The sequence below is a fragment of the Streptomyces sp. NPDC059534 genome, assembly GCF_042743475.1.
GTDB lineage: Bacteria > Actinomycetota > Actinomycetes > Streptomycetales > Streptomycetaceae > Streptomyces.
On sequence record NZ_JBHWAQ010000029.1, the window covers coordinates 88,612 to 107,256 of the forward strand.

8 protein-coding genes are annotated in these 18,645 nt (G+C 76.3%); all 8 read right to left on the bottom strand.

The window, feature by feature from the left end:
- Positions 1 to 41: 41 nt before the first annotated feature.
- The gene (locus ACFVZH_RS29530; protein ID WP_384901986.1) at positions 42 to 2,624 is read right to left on the bottom strand and encodes a hypothetical protein; all 2,583 of its coding nucleotides are present in this window, start codon (positions 2,622 to 2,624) and stop codon (positions 42 to 44) included.
- The gene (locus tag ACFVZH_RS29535; protein WP_384901988.1) at positions 2,621 to 4,897 is read right to left on the bottom strand and encodes a hypothetical protein; all 2,277 of its coding nucleotides are present in this window, start codon (positions 4,895 to 4,897) and stop codon (positions 2,621 to 2,623) included. The genes ACFVZH_RS29530 and ACFVZH_RS29535 overlap by 4 nt, the downstream gene beginning before the upstream one ends.
- Positions 4,894 to 7,575, bottom strand: a complete 2,682-nt coding sequence (locus ACFVZH_RS29540; RefSeq protein ID WP_384901990.1) for a hypothetical protein — start codon at positions 7,573 to 7,575, stop codon at positions 4,894 to 4,896. The genes ACFVZH_RS29535 and ACFVZH_RS29540 overlap by 4 nt, the downstream gene beginning before the upstream one ends.
- Positions 7,572 to 11,339 carry a tubulin-like doman-containing protein gene (locus tag ACFVZH_RS29545; protein ID WP_384901992.1) on the bottom strand — a complete coding sequence of 1,256 codons (3,768 nt, stop codon included), beginning with the start codon at positions 11,337 to 11,339 and terminating at the stop codon, positions 7,572 to 7,574. The genes ACFVZH_RS29540 and ACFVZH_RS29545 overlap by 4 nt, the downstream gene beginning before the upstream one ends.
- 20 nt (positions 11,340 to 11,359) lie before the next feature.
- On the bottom strand, positions 11,360 to 13,819 hold the full coding sequence (locus ACFVZH_RS29550; RefSeq protein ID WP_384901994.1) for a VWA domain-containing protein: 2,460 nt from the start codon (positions 13,817 to 13,819) through the stop codon (positions 11,360 to 11,362).
- A complete protein-coding gene (locus ACFVZH_RS29555) occupies positions 13,816 to 14,262 on the bottom strand; it encodes a Pycsar system effector family protein (RefSeq protein ID WP_384901996.1) in 447 nt (148 codons plus the stop codon). Before ACFVZH_RS29555 ends, ACFVZH_RS29550 begins: the two co-directional genes overlap by 4 nt.
- A 170-nt stretch (positions 14,263 to 14,432) precedes the next feature.
- On the bottom strand, positions 14,433 to 15,980 hold the full coding sequence (locus tag ACFVZH_RS29560; RefSeq protein WP_384901998.1) for a hypothetical protein: 1,548 nt from the start codon (positions 15,978 to 15,980) through the stop codon (positions 14,433 to 14,435).
- Positions 15,981 to 16,402: 422 nt separating this feature from the next.
- The coding region (locus ACFVZH_RS29565; RefSeq protein ID WP_384902000.1) for a hypothetical protein at positions 16,403 to 18,645 on the bottom strand (2,243 nt) is incomplete at its 5' end.

Consider the following 18,645-nt stretch of genomic DNA (forward strand, 5'->3'; position numbering starts at 1 on the left):
GAGCCGGGCGGCCACGGCCTCCCTTTCGGATCGGGCCGGAGTCATGTCAGCGCCCCCCACACGACGATCAGGACGATCGCGACCACCAGACCGCCGAGGAGCAGCGCGGCACGGGTCAGGAAGCGGCGGGTGTAGCCGCTGCCCTGATCGTCCGGAGGGACGGCGGCCGGGGAGACCGGCGCCCCCGGCCTGGGCGGGGTACGCGGCAGGCCGTACGCCTCCTTCAGCAGCGTCAGCCACACCCCGTCCGGCAGCCCCGGGCGGTCCCCGTCGACGATCAGCCAGAACGTCTCGCGGGCGGACGGCTCGGGGCTCGTCCGCAGCCACGAGAGCAGCGAGGCGACCGTCCCCAGCGGCGCGTCGCCGCCGCCGAGCACCGGGCGGACCGCCCAGCGGTACAGCTCGGCCGCGTTGGCCGCGCGCTGCTCCTCCGACGGCTCCGAGGGCTGCCCCCGGTCGCCGGGCCGCGCCACGGCCCACAGCTCCAGGCCGACGGCCACCTCGCACAGTTCGCGGCGCAGCGGATGCTCCCACGCCGGCAGCCGCCTGCCGATCTCCTGGAGCAGCACGGTCAGGACCGGGTACTCCAGGGGGCGGCGCAGTACGTCGAGCAGCTCACGGCTCCCGCCCCGCTCCACGAGCTCCCGCGCCTCCTCCGCACTCCGCGCCGTCGGCAGCTTGTGCACCAGCCCCGTCCCCTCCTCCCGCTCCCTCCCCTTCCCCTTCTTTCCTCGCGCCCTCCCCCACGGCCGCGCCCGGTCCTTCCCCGGCCCGGTCCACTCCGGCAGGGCGGCCGGGAGGACGGGACGGGGGTACGCGTCACCGCCGCCGCTCCCGAACCCGGCCCCGGGTGCCGGGTGGACGGACGGCTCCGTGACGGGGGGTGGGGGCGCGACCGGTGGGGTGGCCGAGGTGGGTGGGGTGGCTGGGATGACGGGCTCGGGTCCGAGCGAGATGGGTGCGGCCGTCTGGCGGTCGGGGGGCAGCGGGGCCCGGTCCCGGTCCGGCGTCAGGGGAGCCCGGTCGGGTGCCGGTGGGGGCACGGGGGCGTACGGGGGGTCCTCGCGGGGCGTTCGCGGCTCGTCGCCGTAGGGGTCCGCGCCTCGGCGGTCCGACCGGTCGGGGTCCGCCGGCCGGCGGCGCGGCCCGTCGGGGTCCATGGGCCGACGGGCCGGCCGGTCGGGCTCGGCGGGCTGACGGTCCCACCGGTCGGGCTCGGACTGCCGAGGGTCCGGCCGGTCGGGCTCGGCGGGTCGGCGGTCCCAGCGGTCGGACTCGGTCTGCCGATGGTCGGTCCGGTCGGGCTCGGACTGCCGAGGGTCCGGCCGGTCAGGGTCCGCAGGCCGGCGGTCCCAGCGGTCGGACTCGCTCAGCCGACGGTCGGTCCGGTCGGGCTCGGCAGGCTCGGCGGGTCGGCGGTCCCAGCGGTCGGACTCGGACTGCCGACGATCGGACCGGTCGGGCTCGGACTGCCGAGGATCCGGCCGGTCAGGGTCCGCGGGGCGACGGTCCCAGCGGTCGGGCTCGCTCAGCCGACGCTCCGGCGGGTCGGCCTCGGGCGGGCGGCGGTCCGGCCCGTCGGGGTCCGGCTGCCGGCGGTCCCAGCGGTCGGGCTCCGCGGTCCGGCGGTCCGGGCCCGGCGCCGGAGGGGCCGGGGTGCGTGGAGCGGTGGCGGGCGGGGGTTTCCGGGGGGTGGGGGCCGGGGGCCGGTCGGAGAGGTCGCCGGTGCGGCGGTCGAGGGTGTCGAGGGCGCGGGCGGCGGTGTCGAGGAGGGGGGCGCGGCGGGCGGAGGCGGCGGTGTGGAGGGCGCTGGCGACGGCGTACTCCTGGCCGTCGCCGTCGGCGAGCACCCGCAGGTGGTGGCGGACGAGGCCGGTCGCGACGGCGTCGGCGCGGTCGCCGTACCGGTCGCGCGGGTCGACGCGGCGGCGGTCGGTGTTGCGGCTCGCCGCGCCCGACCAGCGGCCGACGAACACGAAGCGGAGTTCGGTGAGTTCGGCGGTGTCGTGGGTGGCGAAGGTCCAGCGGCGGTTGGTGGAGCCGCCGAACATGCCGTGGAGCCCCCAGAGCACGGGGCAGGCGGTGTCGCCCCGCGCGTCCAGGACGGTGAACCGTTCGGTGGGGTGCCGGAGCAACTCCGCTACGACACCGATGAGTTCGCCGACGGCGTCCGGGAGTGCCCGGTCGAGTTCCCACTGGCCCCGGCCGGTGGCCGCCCGCACGAGGGCCTCCTCGGGGATCACCGGAAGCCGGCCGCGCGCCTCGGCGGCGCGCACGGCGGCCGCCCCCTCCCAGTCCCAGGCGTGGAGCCCGAGGCAGGTGGCGGGGGTGAGGAGGTCGGACGAGCCGACGAGGGCGTGGCAGAGGACGGAGGTCCCGCCGCCGGCGTCGACGAAGGGGGTGCGGCGGATCAGCATGACGCCGGCGCCCCGCTGGATCCGGATGAGGGCGGTGCGGGTCTCGTCCCCGGTGGCCCGCAGGACGGGGCCGGAGATCCGGAAGAGGCCCTCGACCTCGTCGCGCGGCCCGGACCAGGCGACCGGTCCGAAGCCGGTGCTGCCGGACGGGTTCTCGCTGTCCCAGCGGAAGACGATCTGGTCGACCTCGTTCTCCGACCGTGTCATCGGGCGATCCCCTCCCTGGGCTCCGCCCCGGGCAGCAGCCCGCACATGGCGAAGAGTGACAGCAGTGGTGCGAGGACGCGGCGTGGCCGGGCCCCGTGCGGAAACCGGTCGCCGCGTGCCTGTCCGCCGGTCGCCGCGACGAAGTGCAGGGTGCAGTCGGCGCAGTCGTCGAAGGGTTTGAGCCAGGCGGCGCTGGCGTGGTGGGCGAGGAAGGCGTAGGCGTCGCGGCTCTCGTCGCGCAGCGCCGCCGGGTCGTGGCGGCCGGGCAGGGAGCGGCCGAGCCAGCGGTCGACGACCGGTTCGAAGCGCACCAGGTCGCTCTTGTTGACCGCGAGCGCGGCGGGTGCGGCGACGAGTCCGCCGCGCTGCCGGGGGATGCGGTTGAGCACGGTGGTGAACGCCTCGTCGCCGAGGTCGCGGCGCCGCAGCCCGCTCTGTTCGCGGACCGGGTCGAGGGAGGACAGCCGCAGGGCGCGCAGCGGATCGAGGACGAACACGAAGGCGTCGACGCCCATCAGGAAGCGGCCGACCTCGCCGTCCTGCGCGAGGTCCTCGCCCGCGAGGTCGAAGAAGACGACGGGGCGGGGGGTCGCGCCGCCGGCCGAGACGAGCAGGCCGTCGGCGAACCGGGCGAAGGTCTGCTGTCCGGTGCGGCCCAGCTGCCGTCCCTGCTGGAGGCTCTGCACCCGTTCGCGCAGATAGGTGCGGTGCGCCTCGGGGTTGAGCGGCCTGCACTTCAGTCCGTACGGTTCGAGGCCGCCGAGTTCGACCTCGCCCAGCATGGCGGCGAGGAGGTGGGTCTTGCCGACGGAGGAGCTGCCGACGAGGGCGATGGAGAGCGGTTCGCCGGTGGTGAGGTAGGGCACGGGGAGTTCGTGCTCCTCGTCGCCGTCCACCGTGTGCGGGCACAGGTGGTACGCCTTGCGCAGCGCGTCCGCGACGTGGCCGGGGCGGCGCTCGCCGCTGAGGTCCAGCGGGATCCGGTTGCCCTTGGCGTCGATGGTGACGAGCAGCCGTTCGTCGTACGCGACGGGCAGCAGGCAGTGCGGGCACATCCTGCTCCTCGACAGCGGGTCCGGCACGGCCCCGGGCGGTGGCGACGGGGACGGGGCGGGGTCGGCGGGACGGGCGGGCTCCTGTCCCCCGCCGAAGATCCGGTCCAGGAGGGAGGTGCGCGGCGGGCGGGGCGCGAGGGGCTCGGGGCCGGTGTCCCGGTCGCCCCCGGACGGTGCGACGGCGCCCGGCCCGGCCCCCTCGCGCAGCGTGTTCTTGCGGGCGATCTGACGGTCGTACTCGGCACGCCACCGCGCGAGCGGGTCGGCGGCCCCGACGCCGGTCGCGAGCGGGTCGGGCACGTGGAGCAGCCGCATGAGCGCGGCGGCGTGGGGCCGTTCGGCGGCGTGCGGGGAGAAGAGGCCGCTCTGTCCGAGGGCCGCGAGCCGGCGGTACTCGGCGAGGTCCGGCGGCGGGCCGTCGCCGCGGTCGGGGCGGCCGGCGAGCAGGTAGTACGCGATCTGGGCGACGGACCACAGGTCGTCGCGCGGGTCGGCGGCGCCGCTCCCGGCCCGCTGCTCGGGCGAGGCCCAGGGGGCGGCGCCGAAGGGTTCGCGCGCCTCCCCCGCGCGCAGTGCGGCGTAGGGCTCGCTGAGCCGCACGCGCGAGCCGTCCCACCGCACGGTGTCGGGGGCGAGGGCCCGGTGCACGAGGTCCATGCCGGCCAGGAGCCGTACGGCCATGGCGAGTTGGCCGGTGATCCGCTCCTGGTCCTCGGCGCCCAGGCGTCCCGCCCACTCGGAGAGCGGCCGGCCGGCCGGCGGCCGGTACAGCACGAAGGGTTCGGCTGCGGTCAGGTCGAAGCCGACGATCCTGGGGAACACCGCCCCGAACCTCTGCTGCCCGTAGCGTCGTTCGACGGCGATGGCGGCGGCCACCTCGCGTTCGAGGAGCCCGTACGCCCGGGGGTCGTCCTGCGCGGACGCCGTGAGCCGGTACTGGAGGACCGACCACCCCGCGCCGAGCGTCGCCCGGCGCGCGAGGACGCCGGGGCGGCCGGGCGGCCTGTGGTCCTCGCCGTACCGGACCGCGAACCGGACCGGCACCTCCTCGTGCGTGAGGAACTCCAGCTCCTGATAGTACGGGTGGGTCGGCGTGCCCGGTTCGCTCAGGTGGTCCGGGTGGTCGGGGTCGATCGGCGGATACGGATCGGCCGGGCGGTCCGGCCGGTCCCCTCGGTTCGGTTGGTTCGGTTGGTTCGGTTGGTTCGGGTCGGTCACGGTTCTCCCGCCTCCTCGGCGCGGACGGTGTTCACGACGTCCGCGCGCAGCGGTACGAGACGGAGGATGCCGGCGTGCCGCCCCGCGCCGGTCCACACCACGTCCTCCGCGGTGCCGCGCCAGATGTCGTCCCCCGCCGCGCCGCGCCGCATCGCCTCGGGTACGAACCGGACCTGACGGGCGGCGAGCGGGTCGTGGGAGAGCAGCCTCAGGTGCTCGGGGCCGCAGAGCGCGACCGTGCGACCGGGATCGTCCTCCGAGAGGAGCAGCCGGGCCACCGCGTCCGGGGCGACGCCGGTGAGCCGGGCGGCGTCGGGCCGTTCGGAGCGGTCGGTGAAGGCGGCGAGGCCGGTGAGCGTCTCGCGGTCCCGCAGTCCGTCGTACGAGGGCGGCGGCGACGCGGCCACGTCGCGCTCCAGCCGGAGGCGGGTGTCGGCCAGCAGCTCCCCGAGCCGCTGCTCGGGGAACGCCGACCCGGTGGCGCCGGGGTCGCGTTCGATCCCCGCCCAGCAGCCGTCCAGGATCAGGACGGTGCCCGCGACGAGGTCCCCGACGAGCGTGTCGACCAGCGCGGGGCCCCCGTCCCCGTACCGCCGCTCCAGCCAGCCGGGCGTGGGCGCCGGCCCGGCTCCGCGCGGCGGCCCGCCGGAGGGGTGGGGGGCGGAGGATCCCGGCGTCTCCGGTCCGCCGGGCCGGTCGAACGGGTCGAACGGATCGGCGGGGTCGTGCGGGGCCTGTGCGTCGCGCCGGGTCTGTGCGTCGCGTGGGGTGTGTGCCTCGCGCGGGGCCTGCGCGTCGGGCGGGGCGAACGGGTCGAAGGGCGACGAGGGCGGATACGGCGGCGCCGCTCCGGCCGGCGGCTCGCCGTCCAGGTCGAGCCAGCCGTCGTCCTCGCCGCCGTCTCCCCAGTCCTCCCAGCTCCAGGAGGCGGCCCCGGAGTCCGGGCCCGGCGGCGGTGCGGCGTCCGTCCTCCCGGCGCCCTTCTCCGGGGCGTACGGCTGTCCGTGGGCGTCGGCGGTCGCCGCGAGGTCGCGGAGCAGCCGGGCGACCGCTCCCGCGCCGGCCGAGCAGTGGTGGCGCACGTCGGCGAAGAGCCAGTCGTGGACGGCGGTCGTGACGACCAGGGCGTGGATCTCCTGGAGGATCCGCCCGGCCTCCTCCGGGTCCGCGCGGGCCCACCAGTCGTCCACGGCCCGGCTCCAGTCGCGCAGCGCCAGGAGCACGACGGCGGCCGCGGACACCGCGAAGGCCACGGCCCCCGCCCACACCGGCGGGCCGAGGAACTGGCCGAGGGCCGCCCCGGCGAGACCGCCGAGGAGTCCGCCGAAGAGGCGTGGCGCGGCGCCCGTGGCACCGCCGCCGTCGATCCGGCCGTCGGGTGAGCGGTTGGGTCTGCGCCGCAGCATCAGATGGGCGAGACCGGCGGCGAGGACGCCGACGGCCGGGCCGAGGACCCAGCCGAAAACCGGCCAGAGGCCCGCGAGCAGGGCCAGGAGCCCCGTCACGGCGAAGGCCGCCGGGCGCGCGCCGCCGGCCGTGAAGGGGTGGTGGCGGCCCAGTCGCCGCAGCCGCTCCGGCCCGCAGATCGCGTCGAGCCGGGCGAGCCGGGCGGCGCTGCCCACCGGGGCGGTCCGCGCGGAGAGCGCGGCGAGCCGGGCCGCCACGGAGCGCAGCGGCAGCCCCTTGCCGATCAGGTCGTGGGTGTGGTCGCGCAGCGCCGGGACGATGCCGGTCCGCGAGATCTCCCGTGGCATCTCCGGGAGTTCGATCCCCCGGTCCCGCAGCAGGCCCCGGTGTTCCGCGGTGAGCCGGGTGCCGCCCGCCGCGCCGAACGCGTCCGCGACGGCGGTTCGGAACCCCGCGAGCTCCTCCGCCACCCGCTCGACGTCCCCCGGCAGGTCGAGGCTCCCGCCCACGCGGGTGAGGAGTCCGGCCGCGCCCCGCACCCGCTCGTAGCCCTCGACGGCTTCGCCGAGCGCCTCCTCGCAGGCGGCGAGCCGGGCGCCCGCCCTGCCCCGGGGCGGGAGCCAGTGGTGGCCGGAGAGCGAGCGCGGCACGCCCTCGTCGAGGAGCAGGGCGAGCGCGCCCGGCACCTGGTCGGCGAGGACGCCACCGGCCGGGACGTCCGGGCCCGCCAGCCCCTCCAGCGCCTGCCGCCAGGCGCGGGCGCGCGCCTCGTCGGTGAGGTCGTGCTCCAGGACGCGGACGGCAGGGACGGCGACGCCGTGCACCACCTCGCCGAGCGCGCGGAGCACGGCGTCGAAGACCTCGGGGGTGGACAGGACGTCCACCAACGGCCGCAGGACGGCGTCTCCCGGGACGCCGTCCTCCGTGCTGTCGAACACCCACAGCACCCCGGCGGCGGGCGGGCGCAGCGTGAGGGAGCGGCTCAGGGTCCGCTCGCCCCGCGCGCCGACGGCGAGGCAGACGACGTGGGCGGGGCCGTAGGAGGACAGGCGCTCGTAGAGCAGCTGGTGGTCGACGAGCCGGTCGGCCTCGTCGACCACGAGGAAGCGGCGCTCGCCGCCGGGCTGCGGGGCGTCGAGGGCCGCACGCACGGCGGCGTCGACACCGGCGCCGCCGTACGCCCCGGGGCCGGAACCCGGCCCCGCCGTCCGCAGGTCGAGGCAGACGGCGTGGCCCGGCAGTGGCCGTTCGGGAAGGACAGGGGAGCTCACTCGGCCCCACCGTCCCGGCGGCGCCGCGGCCCGTCGTCGAAGCCGTCGTCGAAGCCGTCGTCGAACTCGTCGTCGAAGCCGTCCCCGGACTCGTCCTCGAAGGGGCGGCCCCAGTCGGGCCCCGCGCCGGACCCGATGTCCGGTCCGGCGTCGTACCCGTCGTCGGGCCCGAAGTCCGGCTCGGGCTCCCGCTCCCAGTCGTCCTCCTGGAAGGACCGTCCGGGCGGAGGCGCTCCGGGATCGGGGCGCCCGCCGGCGGCGTACGCGGAACGGGGGTCGTGGCCGGCGCCGTTCCGACGGCCGGCACCGTTCTGGCCTTCGGCGCCGTTCTGGCGTTCGGTGCCGTTCGGGCGTCCCGTGCCGTTCGGGCGGCTGCCGCCGTTCTGCCGGCCGGTGCCGTTCTCGTACGTGCCCCCGCCCCCGGTGCCGTACTCGTACTCGTACCCGTCCCCGTACCCGGGCTCGTATCCGCTCCCGTCCCCGTACCCGCTCCCGGGCTCGAAGTCGCGCCCGCTCTCGTACCCCCGGCCGGGCTCGTACTCGACCCGACGGGGCCGGGGTTCGGGCCTCGCGCGGGGCACCCGGCCGGGGCCATGGCCGGGCCCCTGGCCCTGGCTCTGGTTCCGGCTCTGGTTCCGGCCGGGTGCGTGGCGTTCGTACAGGGCGCGGAGGGAGGAGCGGGTGGCGCGGGACGCGCTGGGGAAGCGCATGTCGAGGGCGCCCGGGTAGGTGACGGACCAGAAGTGGCGCAGCGGGGCGAGCCATTCGCTGTCCGCCTCGCCGTACTCGGCGGCGAGACGGTCGATGAGGACGAGCTGGCGCGGGGCGACGTCCTCGACGAAGCGGGTGAAGAGCGCCGACGGGGGCTGCGGCACCTGGGCGAGGCCCTTGGGCAGGGCGCGCATGAGCTGTTCGCAGAACTGCTCGATGATCTGGCCCTCGTCGAGCAGCGCCCAGCGTTCGTACGCGCGGAGCAGTCCCGCCCAGCTGGAGAGCGAGCCGTCGAACCCCTCCAGGCGCAGCGACATGGTCGCGGACTCGCCCTCCTGGAGCCGGATGCGGACGAGGTGGGGGGAGGTGTCCTGTCCCTCGGTGGAGATGTGGCCGTTCCACATGGTGCAGAGCAGCCGGTGCAGGATGCGCTGGCGGTCGTGCTCGGTGGAGACCAGCCAGTCGTCCTGGTAGCCGAGCCGCTGGCGCCAGTGCAGGAAGTCGCCCTCGCCGCCCGAGTCGCGGGCCTCGGACCAGAGGCTGAGGACGCTGCGGACCTCGGAGATGTCCGTGAGGTTCATGCCGCTGCGGAACAGCACGACGGTGATGGAGTCGGTGTCGACGGCCCGGCATTCCGGGAACACCCGCGAGGGGAGGTTGAGTTCCTGGGAGAGGAAGCCGGCGGCACGGCCGTCGGACTCACTGGCGGGGTGCACGATGAGGATCTTGAGCGGACCGCTGCCGTCCGGGGTGAAGCCCACCGGGAGCAGGCCGGCGAGCCGGGAGCGGAACTGGTCGAGCCAGCGCGGGTCGACCTTCGCCTCGGCGGACTCGTCGCCCGAGGCGGCCCGCAGCAGGAGCTCCATGGACGGCAGCAGGGGGCGGGCGAAGACGTCCTCGTTGGCCTCGCCGAAGAGGCGCTTGACCCGCCGCTCGACGACCTGCTTGATCTCCTTGACCGCGGCCCCGGCCGAGCGGCGGACCGCGTCCAGGGCGCGCCGCCAGTCGTCGGGTCCGACGAGCCGGTCGAGGAGGGTGGCGGCGTCGGTGGTCTCGGGGAGGCCCTCGCTCTGGGCGAGCCGGTCCACGACGTCGTCGTAGAAGGCGCGCAGGGTGTTCTGCGGGGGCAGCAGGTAGGCGATGCCCGCGCGGTCGTCGCGGTAGAGCTCGCGGCGGCGGTCCGCGAAGACCTTCCCCTCGTCCTGTTCGTGGGCGCGGAGCACCTTGGCGAGCTCGGCGACCTCGTTGGTGACGCGGTTGAGGGACGGCCGCCACTGGGCCTCCCCGGCCTGCCAGCCGCGGTGCCACAGGACACGGGCCCGCCACTGGTACCACGCCTCCTGCGCGGCAAGGGCTTCCTGCACGTCGACGTCGGTCCACCGGGCCGGTACGACACCGCCGACGCTGCGCCTGATCCGGGGGATGGCGGGGGCCGAGGTCTGGACGTGCTGGGGCCGTTCGGGTTCGTTGCGCCGGTTGTCGAGCATGCCGGTGAAGCCTTCCCTGGCGACCCGGTCCGGATGCCCCGGCAGGCCGGCGAGAACGGTTTCGAGCTGGAACGGGCCGATGGTGCCGAGGAGTTCGCGGGCGCCCGCGCCCGGCCTGAAGTCCTCCGTGAGGCGGGGGATCTCGCGGGAGAGGTGGATGTCGAGCCGGTGCAGGGACTCCTCCATGTCCTGGAGGCGCTGGCGGAGTTCCTGGGTGATGTCCCGGCTCCCTCTGGGGAGTTGCTCGGGCAGGGGCACGTCGGGCGCCTCGCGGCTCCAGAGCCGGCCGACGCCGGAGCGGGTGAAGAGGTCGCGGACGAGGTCCTGCCCGTCCCGCGCGGGCCGCCGGGCGCGCTCGGACATGCCGCGGACGGCCTGGGCGAGGAGCCGGGCGGCGACGATCTCGGCGAGGTCGTCGACGGGGACGGTGAGGGAGGCGGCGAGGCTCGTGGACATGCCCCGGTAGCCGATGCCGGTACGGGCCGGGGTCGCGCGCTCCACGCTCTTGTTGATGAAGCTGGCGGCGAAGGACTGGTAGTCGTCCTCGGCCTTGTGCACCGAGCCGCTGTCCTCGCCGAGTTCGGTGCCGATCAGCGACATCACCATGGCGGTGATGGAACGGCGCAGGTCCTCGGAGCCGATGACGGCCGGCTTGGAGAAGAGGAACGCGGTCTGCATGGTGGCGGGGCGCAGGGCGACGACCCCGTCGCCGGGGTAGGTGACGCTGAGCCGGCCGTGCTCCTCGACGTCGCCGACGCTGTCGAGGGCGTCGGGCACGTTCTGGTCGTCGACGAGCCGCGAGAGGTCCACGAGGGCTCGGGCGGCGTTGAGTTCGGCCTCGCGTCCGCCGCCCGCCTCGGGCGGGAAGGCGGAGGGCATGACGACGAGCGGGTAGATCTTCACGCCGGGCACCTTGGCGTTGCGGAACTCGTGCCCGATGAGGTGGATGAAGTCGTAGAAGATGCCGGCTCCGGTGCCGCCGGCGACGGAGAAGGCGACGAAGACGTCGCATCCCCGGATGCGGCCGCCGCCGACCCGCTTGAGGTCGCCGGCCGCCTGCCCGATGGCCCCGATCGCCTCGCGGAGCTGCCGCAGGACGGGTTCGAGGCCGGAGCGGACGGTCGCGAAGAACGCGGCCCGCCCGACGGTCGGCAGCTGCCCGGCGCCGCTGTTGAGCGGGGCGACGCGCGGCTGGCGGGCCTGCGGCGGCAGCCAGAGCCGGGTCTCCTCGTGGACGGAGACCCGCAGCGTGCGGGTCACCTCGGGCGAGGAGTCGAAGTCGGTGGGCAGCAGGTCGCGGACCATGCGGGAGGTGCGGGCGAACGCGGCGCCCTCGGCGCCCTTGGCCTTGAACTGCGGCTGGCTGAGCAGCTCGCCCTCGCTGAAGTCGGCGTAGACGAACTGGAGGCAGTCGGGCAGCTGGAAGGGCAGTCGGCGGCCGCCGTCGACCAGGTCGGTCCCGTCGGGTCCGCACAGCTCCCGGCGCAGGCTGCGTTCGAGTTCGCTGCCGATGCGTCCGCCGGTGCCGCCGAGTCCCACGAAGAGCATGGGCTGGTAGATCTTCATGTCGTCTCCTCGGTGACCCTTCAGAAGTTGTCGTCGTACGCGCCCGAGCCGGCCGCGGGCTCGCCGGATCCGGGGGCGGAGCCGCCGCCGCCGGCGGCGCCCGCGCCCGCACCACCGCCGAGGCCCGCGCCCGTACCCGTGCTCCCGCCCCGGCCCGTGCCGCCGCCGGCCGCCGGTCCGGCGCCGGGCCTGCGGGGGCCGCGGGGACGACGGGCCCACGGGAGGTCGCGGGTCCTGCCCGGTTCCACCCGCCCGCCCCGGATGACGAGCTCGTGGTCGCCGAGGGCGATCGGCTCCCCCGTCCTGACGGGGATCTGCGGGCCGCCCCGGGCACGGAACAGCAGCTCGCCGCCGCCGGTGCGGCGCAGGACGTGGGAGGCGGCCGCGGTGCCGCCGCGGATCCGGCGCAGCGTGGGCGGCGCGCCGTACGGCTCGTCGACGGTGAAGGCGAAGACGCCGCCGGGGCTCTGGCCGCGCCGGACGGTCAGCGCGTAGAGCGACCGCCCCTCGCGGCCGAGTTCGAGCGTGACGCCGGTGAGGTCGCGGCGGCGGCGCCGGGCGGCGAGCCGGATGCCGACGAGGGCGGCGAGGAGGAGGAGTACGCCGACGCCGCCGGCCACCTCCTTCCACCAGCGGTCCCACCAGGTGGGCGCCGCCACCACCCGGGCGTCCAGGTAGTCGGAGTCGAGGGCCAGGTCGCCGTCGGTGTCCACCACCGTGACCTGGCCGCCCAGTTCACCGAGGGCCGTGGAGCCGCCGACGGATACCGTGAACGGGACCCGGGTGCTCCGGCCCGGCGGCGCCGTGACGGTCGTCGGGGCGAGGGCGAGCTCGGCGCCGGGCGTCACGTCCTTCAGGGCGAGCCGCAGGGTGTGCGGGACCGAGTCCTCGTTGGTGACGTCGAGGGTGCCGCGGACGGTGCCCCCGGGGTGCACGGTGGCCTGGTCGACGGCGAGCCCGGCGACCACGGTCCGCGGTCCCTCGGCGGTACGGGCGTACAGCGGGCGCAGGTCGGAGGTGATGCCGGGCGCCGCCATGCGCGTGACGAACTTCAGCTCGCCGGTCGCGCCGGCGGGGACGGTGAGCCGGCCGGTGAACCGGACGTCGCCGGCCTTGAGGTCGGGCGCCCGCCCGTCGTCGGCGAGCCGGAGCGTGACGGGAGCGAAGCCCGCGCCGCTCATCTCGGCGGTGACCACGAGCCCGGCGAGCTGCCGGGGATCGGAGATGACGACCCCGCGCCGGGTCTGCATCCGGGCCTGCACGGTGATCTCCTCGCCGGCGCGCGGGGAGGCCGGGTCGAGGGTGACGTCGGAGCGGAGGCGGCCCTGCCAAATGGCCCGGACGGCGACCTCGCGGTCGCGGTGGCCCTCCGGCGCCTCGATGTGCACCCGCCAGCGGCCGGGCAGCGGGTTCTTCACGCGCAGCGCCTCGACCGGGCCGTCCTGCCCGCTCACCTCGAAGACCGAGCCGTCGAACTCGCCCCGGGCGGGCACCTTCCGGCCCGCCGGGTCGTAATAGGTCACCCGTACCTTCGGGTCGTGCTTGGAGACCGTGAGGGAACCGTCGGTCGCGATCGGCGGGATCGTGACGGACAGGTCGGCGGGCGGCTTGCCGACGGTCCCGTGGGCGATCCGGGCGCAGCGGGCGGCGGCGAAGGTCTCCTGGAGCGCCTTGTCGATCTCGGCGGAGGTGCCGACGACCCGCATGCGCGGGGCGGATCCGGGGACGTCGGAGCAGGCACCGCGGTAGCCGCCCTCGGCCATCGCGGTGAGCGCGGCGCGGTCGATGGCGCTGCCGAAGCCGAGGGGCCAGATCTGGACCCCGGCGGCCCGCGCGCGGGCGAGTTCGTCGGTGAGCCGCCGTGCCCCGTTGGCCTGGCGGCTGTCGCGGTCGGTGCCGTACTCGGGGCTGTCGGCGACGTCGAGCCTGCCGTCGGTCAGCAGGAAGACGACCTTGGGGACGGCCGGCGCCCTGGCTCCGGCCCGGGCGCCCTCGGTGAGGCGGGTGACGGCCTGGCGGACGGCCGCCGGGAAGTCGGTGCCCGGCCCCATCCGCGCCTCGTCGCGGCGGCCCAGCTGCTGCACGCAGTCGCTGAGCCGCTCACGGCCCGCCGCGTCGACGACGATGAGCGGACAGACCTCGCGCACGGGCGACTGGCCGGGCTTCTCCGAGCTGCCGAAGCCGATGACGGCGGCCCGGGAGCGCTCCGATATCTCACCCTGGCTCAGCAGCGCCGCCGCCTCGGTCTCCCGGGCCAGGTCCTTGTCCGCCAGGCTCTTCGACTGGTCGACGACCACGGCGAAGTCGATCGGATCGGGGCCGTCGGCCGGCTCCGCGGCCCGCGGCCCCACCCGGGAACTCCCCGGGGGCGCGCCGGCGCCCGAGGCGGAGGCCGCCGCGAACGGGCCGGAGAGCGCCAGGAGCGCCCCGGCGAGGAGCAGGACGCTCCCCTTGTTGGTCCACTGCATCTTCTGTCTCACCACAGTTCGCTGAAGAGGGCCAGGAGGGCGCCGAGCGCGAGCGCGCACACGCCCAGGCGCAGCCACCGGTACTTCGCCGCGAGCACGAGCCCGTGCACGCTGGCCTGTTCGAGGAGCCAGCCGGTCGCGTCCGCGCCCGGCGCCGTGAGCCGCTCGCGCAGCACGGGCTCCGACGGGCCGGCCGTCAGCTCGCGCAGGAGCGTGCGGTCGGCCCCGATCCGGGTCCGGGGCAGCACCACCGAGACGAGCATCACCACCCCGGCCGTCCACAACACGCCCGCCACCAGCAGGAACACGAGCCCCACACCGGCCGTGGGCAGCGGGGCGCGCTCCCCGGAGAACACGACCGCGAGGAAGGCGAGCGCGCCGGAGAGCAGGATCGCGGCCTTCGTGTCGGCCCGGCCGATGTCCTCGCGGACGGTGGCGAGCAGCCGCTCGGCCATGAAGCGGAGCTCTTCGGACGGAACGGGGGGCGGGGTGGAGGGAGGGGTGGGGTCCGGGGCCGACGCCCGAGTCGGGGCCGGAGTCGGGGCTGGAGTCGGAACCGGAACCGGAACCGCGGCCGGGATCGGGGCCGGAGCGGGGGTCGGGGCCGGGGTACGGTCCGGGGTCGTCACGCGTCGTCCCAGTCGTCGAAGTCGGCGCTGGGGCGGGCCGGGCGGCGGGACCGGGAATCCCGGCGGGAGCGATCGGGGCCCTCACGGTCGTACGGATCGTCGCGGTCGTACCGGTCGTAGCGCTCGTACCGGTCGTCGTGCTCACTCGCGTCGCCGCGGTCCCGCGCACGCTCCCGGTCGAGGCCGGACTCGACGCGGGTCGGCTCGTAGACCCGGGGAGCGGGAGGGTCGTCCCGCCCGTCCCGCCCGTCCGGGGCCTCCTGGTCCTCCCAGCCGCCGCGGCTTTCCTGCCGCTCACGGCTCTCGCGCCCGTCGCGCCCGTCCTGCCGCTCACGGCCCTCGCGCACCTCGCGACCCTCACGGCCCCCACGGCTGTCCGGCCGCTCGCGGCTCCCCCCTCCCTCGCGGCCGTCACGACTCTCACGGCCCTCGGGCTCTCCGTACGCCCGGCCGTCCCCGCGCGTCGGGCCGTCTCCGTAGGACCGTCCGCCGTCCCCGTACGAGCGGCCGTCCCCGCCCTCGCCGCGGGGGTCGTCGTCCCAGTCGGGGCGGCCCGGTTCGGGGAGTCGTTCCTCGATGGCGCGCGGGGAGCGCTGCCCGGTGCCGCCGGAGGGGTTGAGGACGCGGTCGGTGATGCCGCCGACGATGGTGCCGGTCTGGGACCGCAGGTACATGAGCACCTGGTACATCTGCTCGCCGATGTCGTGCCGTTCGAGGACCCCGGTGTCGAGGAGCTGGGTGAAGACGGCGAGGTAGTCCTCCTGGCCCTGGCGGCGCTCCTGCTGGAGCTGGTTGCGGATCTCCCACTGCTTGTCGGGGTGGACCGCCATGTGGTGGGCGATCTGGGCGAGGTCGCCGCGGCGGAAGAGGGCCTCGATCTCCCGGGCGCGGTCGGCGATCAGCACCCGCTCGGCCGCGTCCTTGCGGCGCTCCGCCTCGGCCTCGCGCGCGTCGGCCTCCATGGTGATGTCGAACCGGTCCCGCCGGTGGACCTCGGCCTTGACGGACTCCTCCAGGTCGATGAAGACATGGACGCGGGTCCGCAGCCCGATGTCCCGGCCGAGGCTGAGGCGCCCGGTGCTCAGCGCCTCGCGCACGGCCTCGTCGGCGCGCTGCGCGTCGGTGATGCGGAACCTCCGGGACAGTCGGCGCAGTCCGTCGAGCAGCTCGTCGTGCAGCAGCTCGGCGACGTCCTCGACCTGTTCCTGGACGACGAGGTGCGGGTCGGTCACCATCCACTGGACCCTGGCGACGGCCTCGAAGAACACGCCGTCACCGGCGGCGGGCAGCTGAAGCCTGAACTCCGTGACGTTACGCCCGAGTTGTACCTCAAAGACGGTGTACGGGGAGCCGATCAGGGGCTTGTTGACGTCCTCCTTGCGGTCCGGCCACACCACCCGGTGGCCGCCGTTGCGGTAGAGCAGCACGGCGGCGACCCGGCCGCTGCGGCGGCGGTACGGCGGCGCGTACTCCCTCAGCAGCGGTCCGCGCGGCCGCCCGGAGGCGTCCGCGTTCCACGGCTCCCGCTCACGCCCCTGTCCCACGCCCTGCCCCTCACCCCGACCCGGTGCCTGCCCCTGTCCGGCCACCTGCCCCCTCCCCTGCTCCCGGCCCTGCCCGCGGCCCTGGCCGCGACCTTGGCCACCGGCCTGCCCGGGACCCTGTCCGCGGCCGGGTTGCCCGCCGGCGGCCCCGCCGCCATGCCGCGGGGCGCCCTGGCCGCCGCCCCGCCCACCGTCCTGCCCACCGCCCGGTCCGGGATCCCGCCCCGGGTTCCGCCCGGCGTCCCGGTGCCGGGCCCGTTCGTCACGGGCGCGCTCGCCCGGCTCCTCGTACCGCTGCCGCGCCCGGCCGTCCGGTCCCTGCCCGTCCGGTCCCGAGCGGTCCGGGCGGCGTCCGTCGAGGTCGCGCTCGTCCCATCGCGTCCGCTCGTCCGGCCGTGCGTTCCCGTTCTGTTCGGGCCCGGTCATCGCTGCACTCCTTCCGTCACGGCGTCCCACATCCGCCGCGCCCCGCGTCTGTCCAGGGGCCGGTCGCGGTCCCGGACGAGTTCGTTCAGCAGTCCTCTGAGGCGGTCACGGTCGCGGCGGTCCACCGCAAGGAGGGGCAGGAAGCCGCAGACGTGCCCCAGCGCCTCCGGGTCCTTCACGGCCCGCCGGAGCAGACCCCCGAACGCCTCCAGGGCCACCTCGCCGGAGCGCGCCGTGGACAGGGTGTGCCGCAGCAGCCGGGCGAGTTCGGGCGCGAGGTCCGGCCGGGTGGCGAGCAGCGCGACGAGCAGCGGCCGGGCCGCGTGCGGCTCCAGCTCGGGCACGTCCCGCAGTCCCCACAGGTGCGTGGTCCGGGTGCTCAGGGCGCGGATGACGGTGAGGAGGACCAGGTTGGCGAGGCTGGGGCGGCCGTCGTCGAGCCAGGCGCGCAGCCGCCGCAGCACGCGCTCGGGTTCGCCGGAGGCGAGCAGCCGGGCGGCGCTGAAGGCGGCGTGCACGAGGATGTCGATGTCGCCCGCCTCGCGGTCCCTGACGACCCGCGCGAGGGCGTCGAGCGAGCCGGACACGTCCCCGGCGGCCAGTACATAGCCGTGGGCGAGCAGGGCGGTCTCGACGAGGGTGTCCTCGTCCGACGACGCCCAGTCCTTGAGGACGTCGGCGACGGCCGGCCGGACGCGGGGGTCGCGGGCGGACTCGGCGAGCGCGGTCGCGGCGGCCATCCGGGCGACGGGCTCGTCCGTCACGGCGAGGGGCGCGATCAGCTCGCGGAAGCCGTGGATCCAGTCCCAGGAGCAGAGCACGCCGGCGGCGATGGAGGCCCGCACCCACACCTCGGAGCGCGGGTCGTCGCAGAGGGCGCGCAGCCAGCGCGCCACGGGGCCGCGGACGTTGTGGTGGCCGTGCCAGACCTCGCCGAGGACGGCTCCGGCGAGTCCTCCGCCCTGGAAGCGGACGGCGCGCACGGGCACCTTGGCCGGACCGAGGTCGAGGTCGCCGTCCTCCAGGACGGCGCGGGCGAGGACCGGCCGGTGTTCGGCGTGTGTCCCGAACAGCCTGCGGCCCGGCGGGTGTTCGGGGTCGAGGGTGACGGCGAGCTCCCAGGCGAGGAGTTCGGCGGCCTCGGCGGCGAGGCTGTAGGCGGAGCCGTCGAAGACGGCGACGGCGATGCGGAAGGCCGCGGCGTTCAGGACCGGGAGGGCCTCGGGGAGTGTTCCGGGACGGTCGGCCCCCGCGAACCACTCGCGGGCCTGCGCGGTGACGAACGTGGCGCAGTCCGCGAGGAGTTGCTCGTCGGTGAGCTCGCCGCGCCAGTGGCGTCCGAGGTGGTCGGCGAGCCGGGCCGCCTCGCGCGGTCGCAGCGCCTCCAGGCCGAGGGCCTCGACCACGTCGGGGCGGCGGGCGAGGGCCCGCGCGGTCCCGAGGGCCTCGCCGCTCAGCTGGAGCCGGAGGTGGCGGTGGAGGACCTCGTCGGCGGGCGGCGGGGCGCAGTAGACCCCGTACCGGCCGCGCAGGAGCCGGTCGGCGAGTTCGCCGTTCTCGACGAGGACGATCCCGAACGCCTCGCGTCCGCGCAGCAGGTCGCCGAACCGGTCCAGGTGCAGCTCGGAGAGGCGGGTGGCGGGGCGCGGGGCGGTGGCGGGCCGGTCGCCGGAGCCCGCGGCGGAGTGCCGGGGCTCGCTCTCGGTCCTGATGTCCTCGGTGAGCAGCTCCAGGAGGTGGCCGCCGTTCTCCTGGACGTACTCCGCCGTGATCTCGTCGACGCCGTGGCGCGGGTCGAGGCGGAAGACCCTCCCCCGGGAGAGTTCGTCGAGGAGGGCGAGCGCGGTGGCCCGGCGGCCGCTGCTGGGTTCGCCGCACAGGACGAGCACCCGGTGGTCGCGGAGCCGGTCCTTCATCAGCTGGTAGCCGGCGGTCTCGCAGTACACCCGGCCGAGGTGGGCGAGCGTCTCGGGCGGTACGGGCCCCTGGACGATGTGGGGCGAGCGGTCGGGGCCGTACAGGGCGACGACCTGGGGACCCTCGTAGATGGTGCCGTCGCCGTGGATGACCGTGTGACGGTCGGCGTGGCCGCCCGCCAGGGTGCGCACGGCTCGGCGCGCCGTGGCGGCGCCACCGGTGCCGCTCTCGCCGCCGAGGGGGCCCCGGTCGGCCGAGGCGAAGACGCTGGGTTCACGGGCCTGGTCTCCGGCGCCGTCCCCCCGGTCGGCGCCGCCGGCCC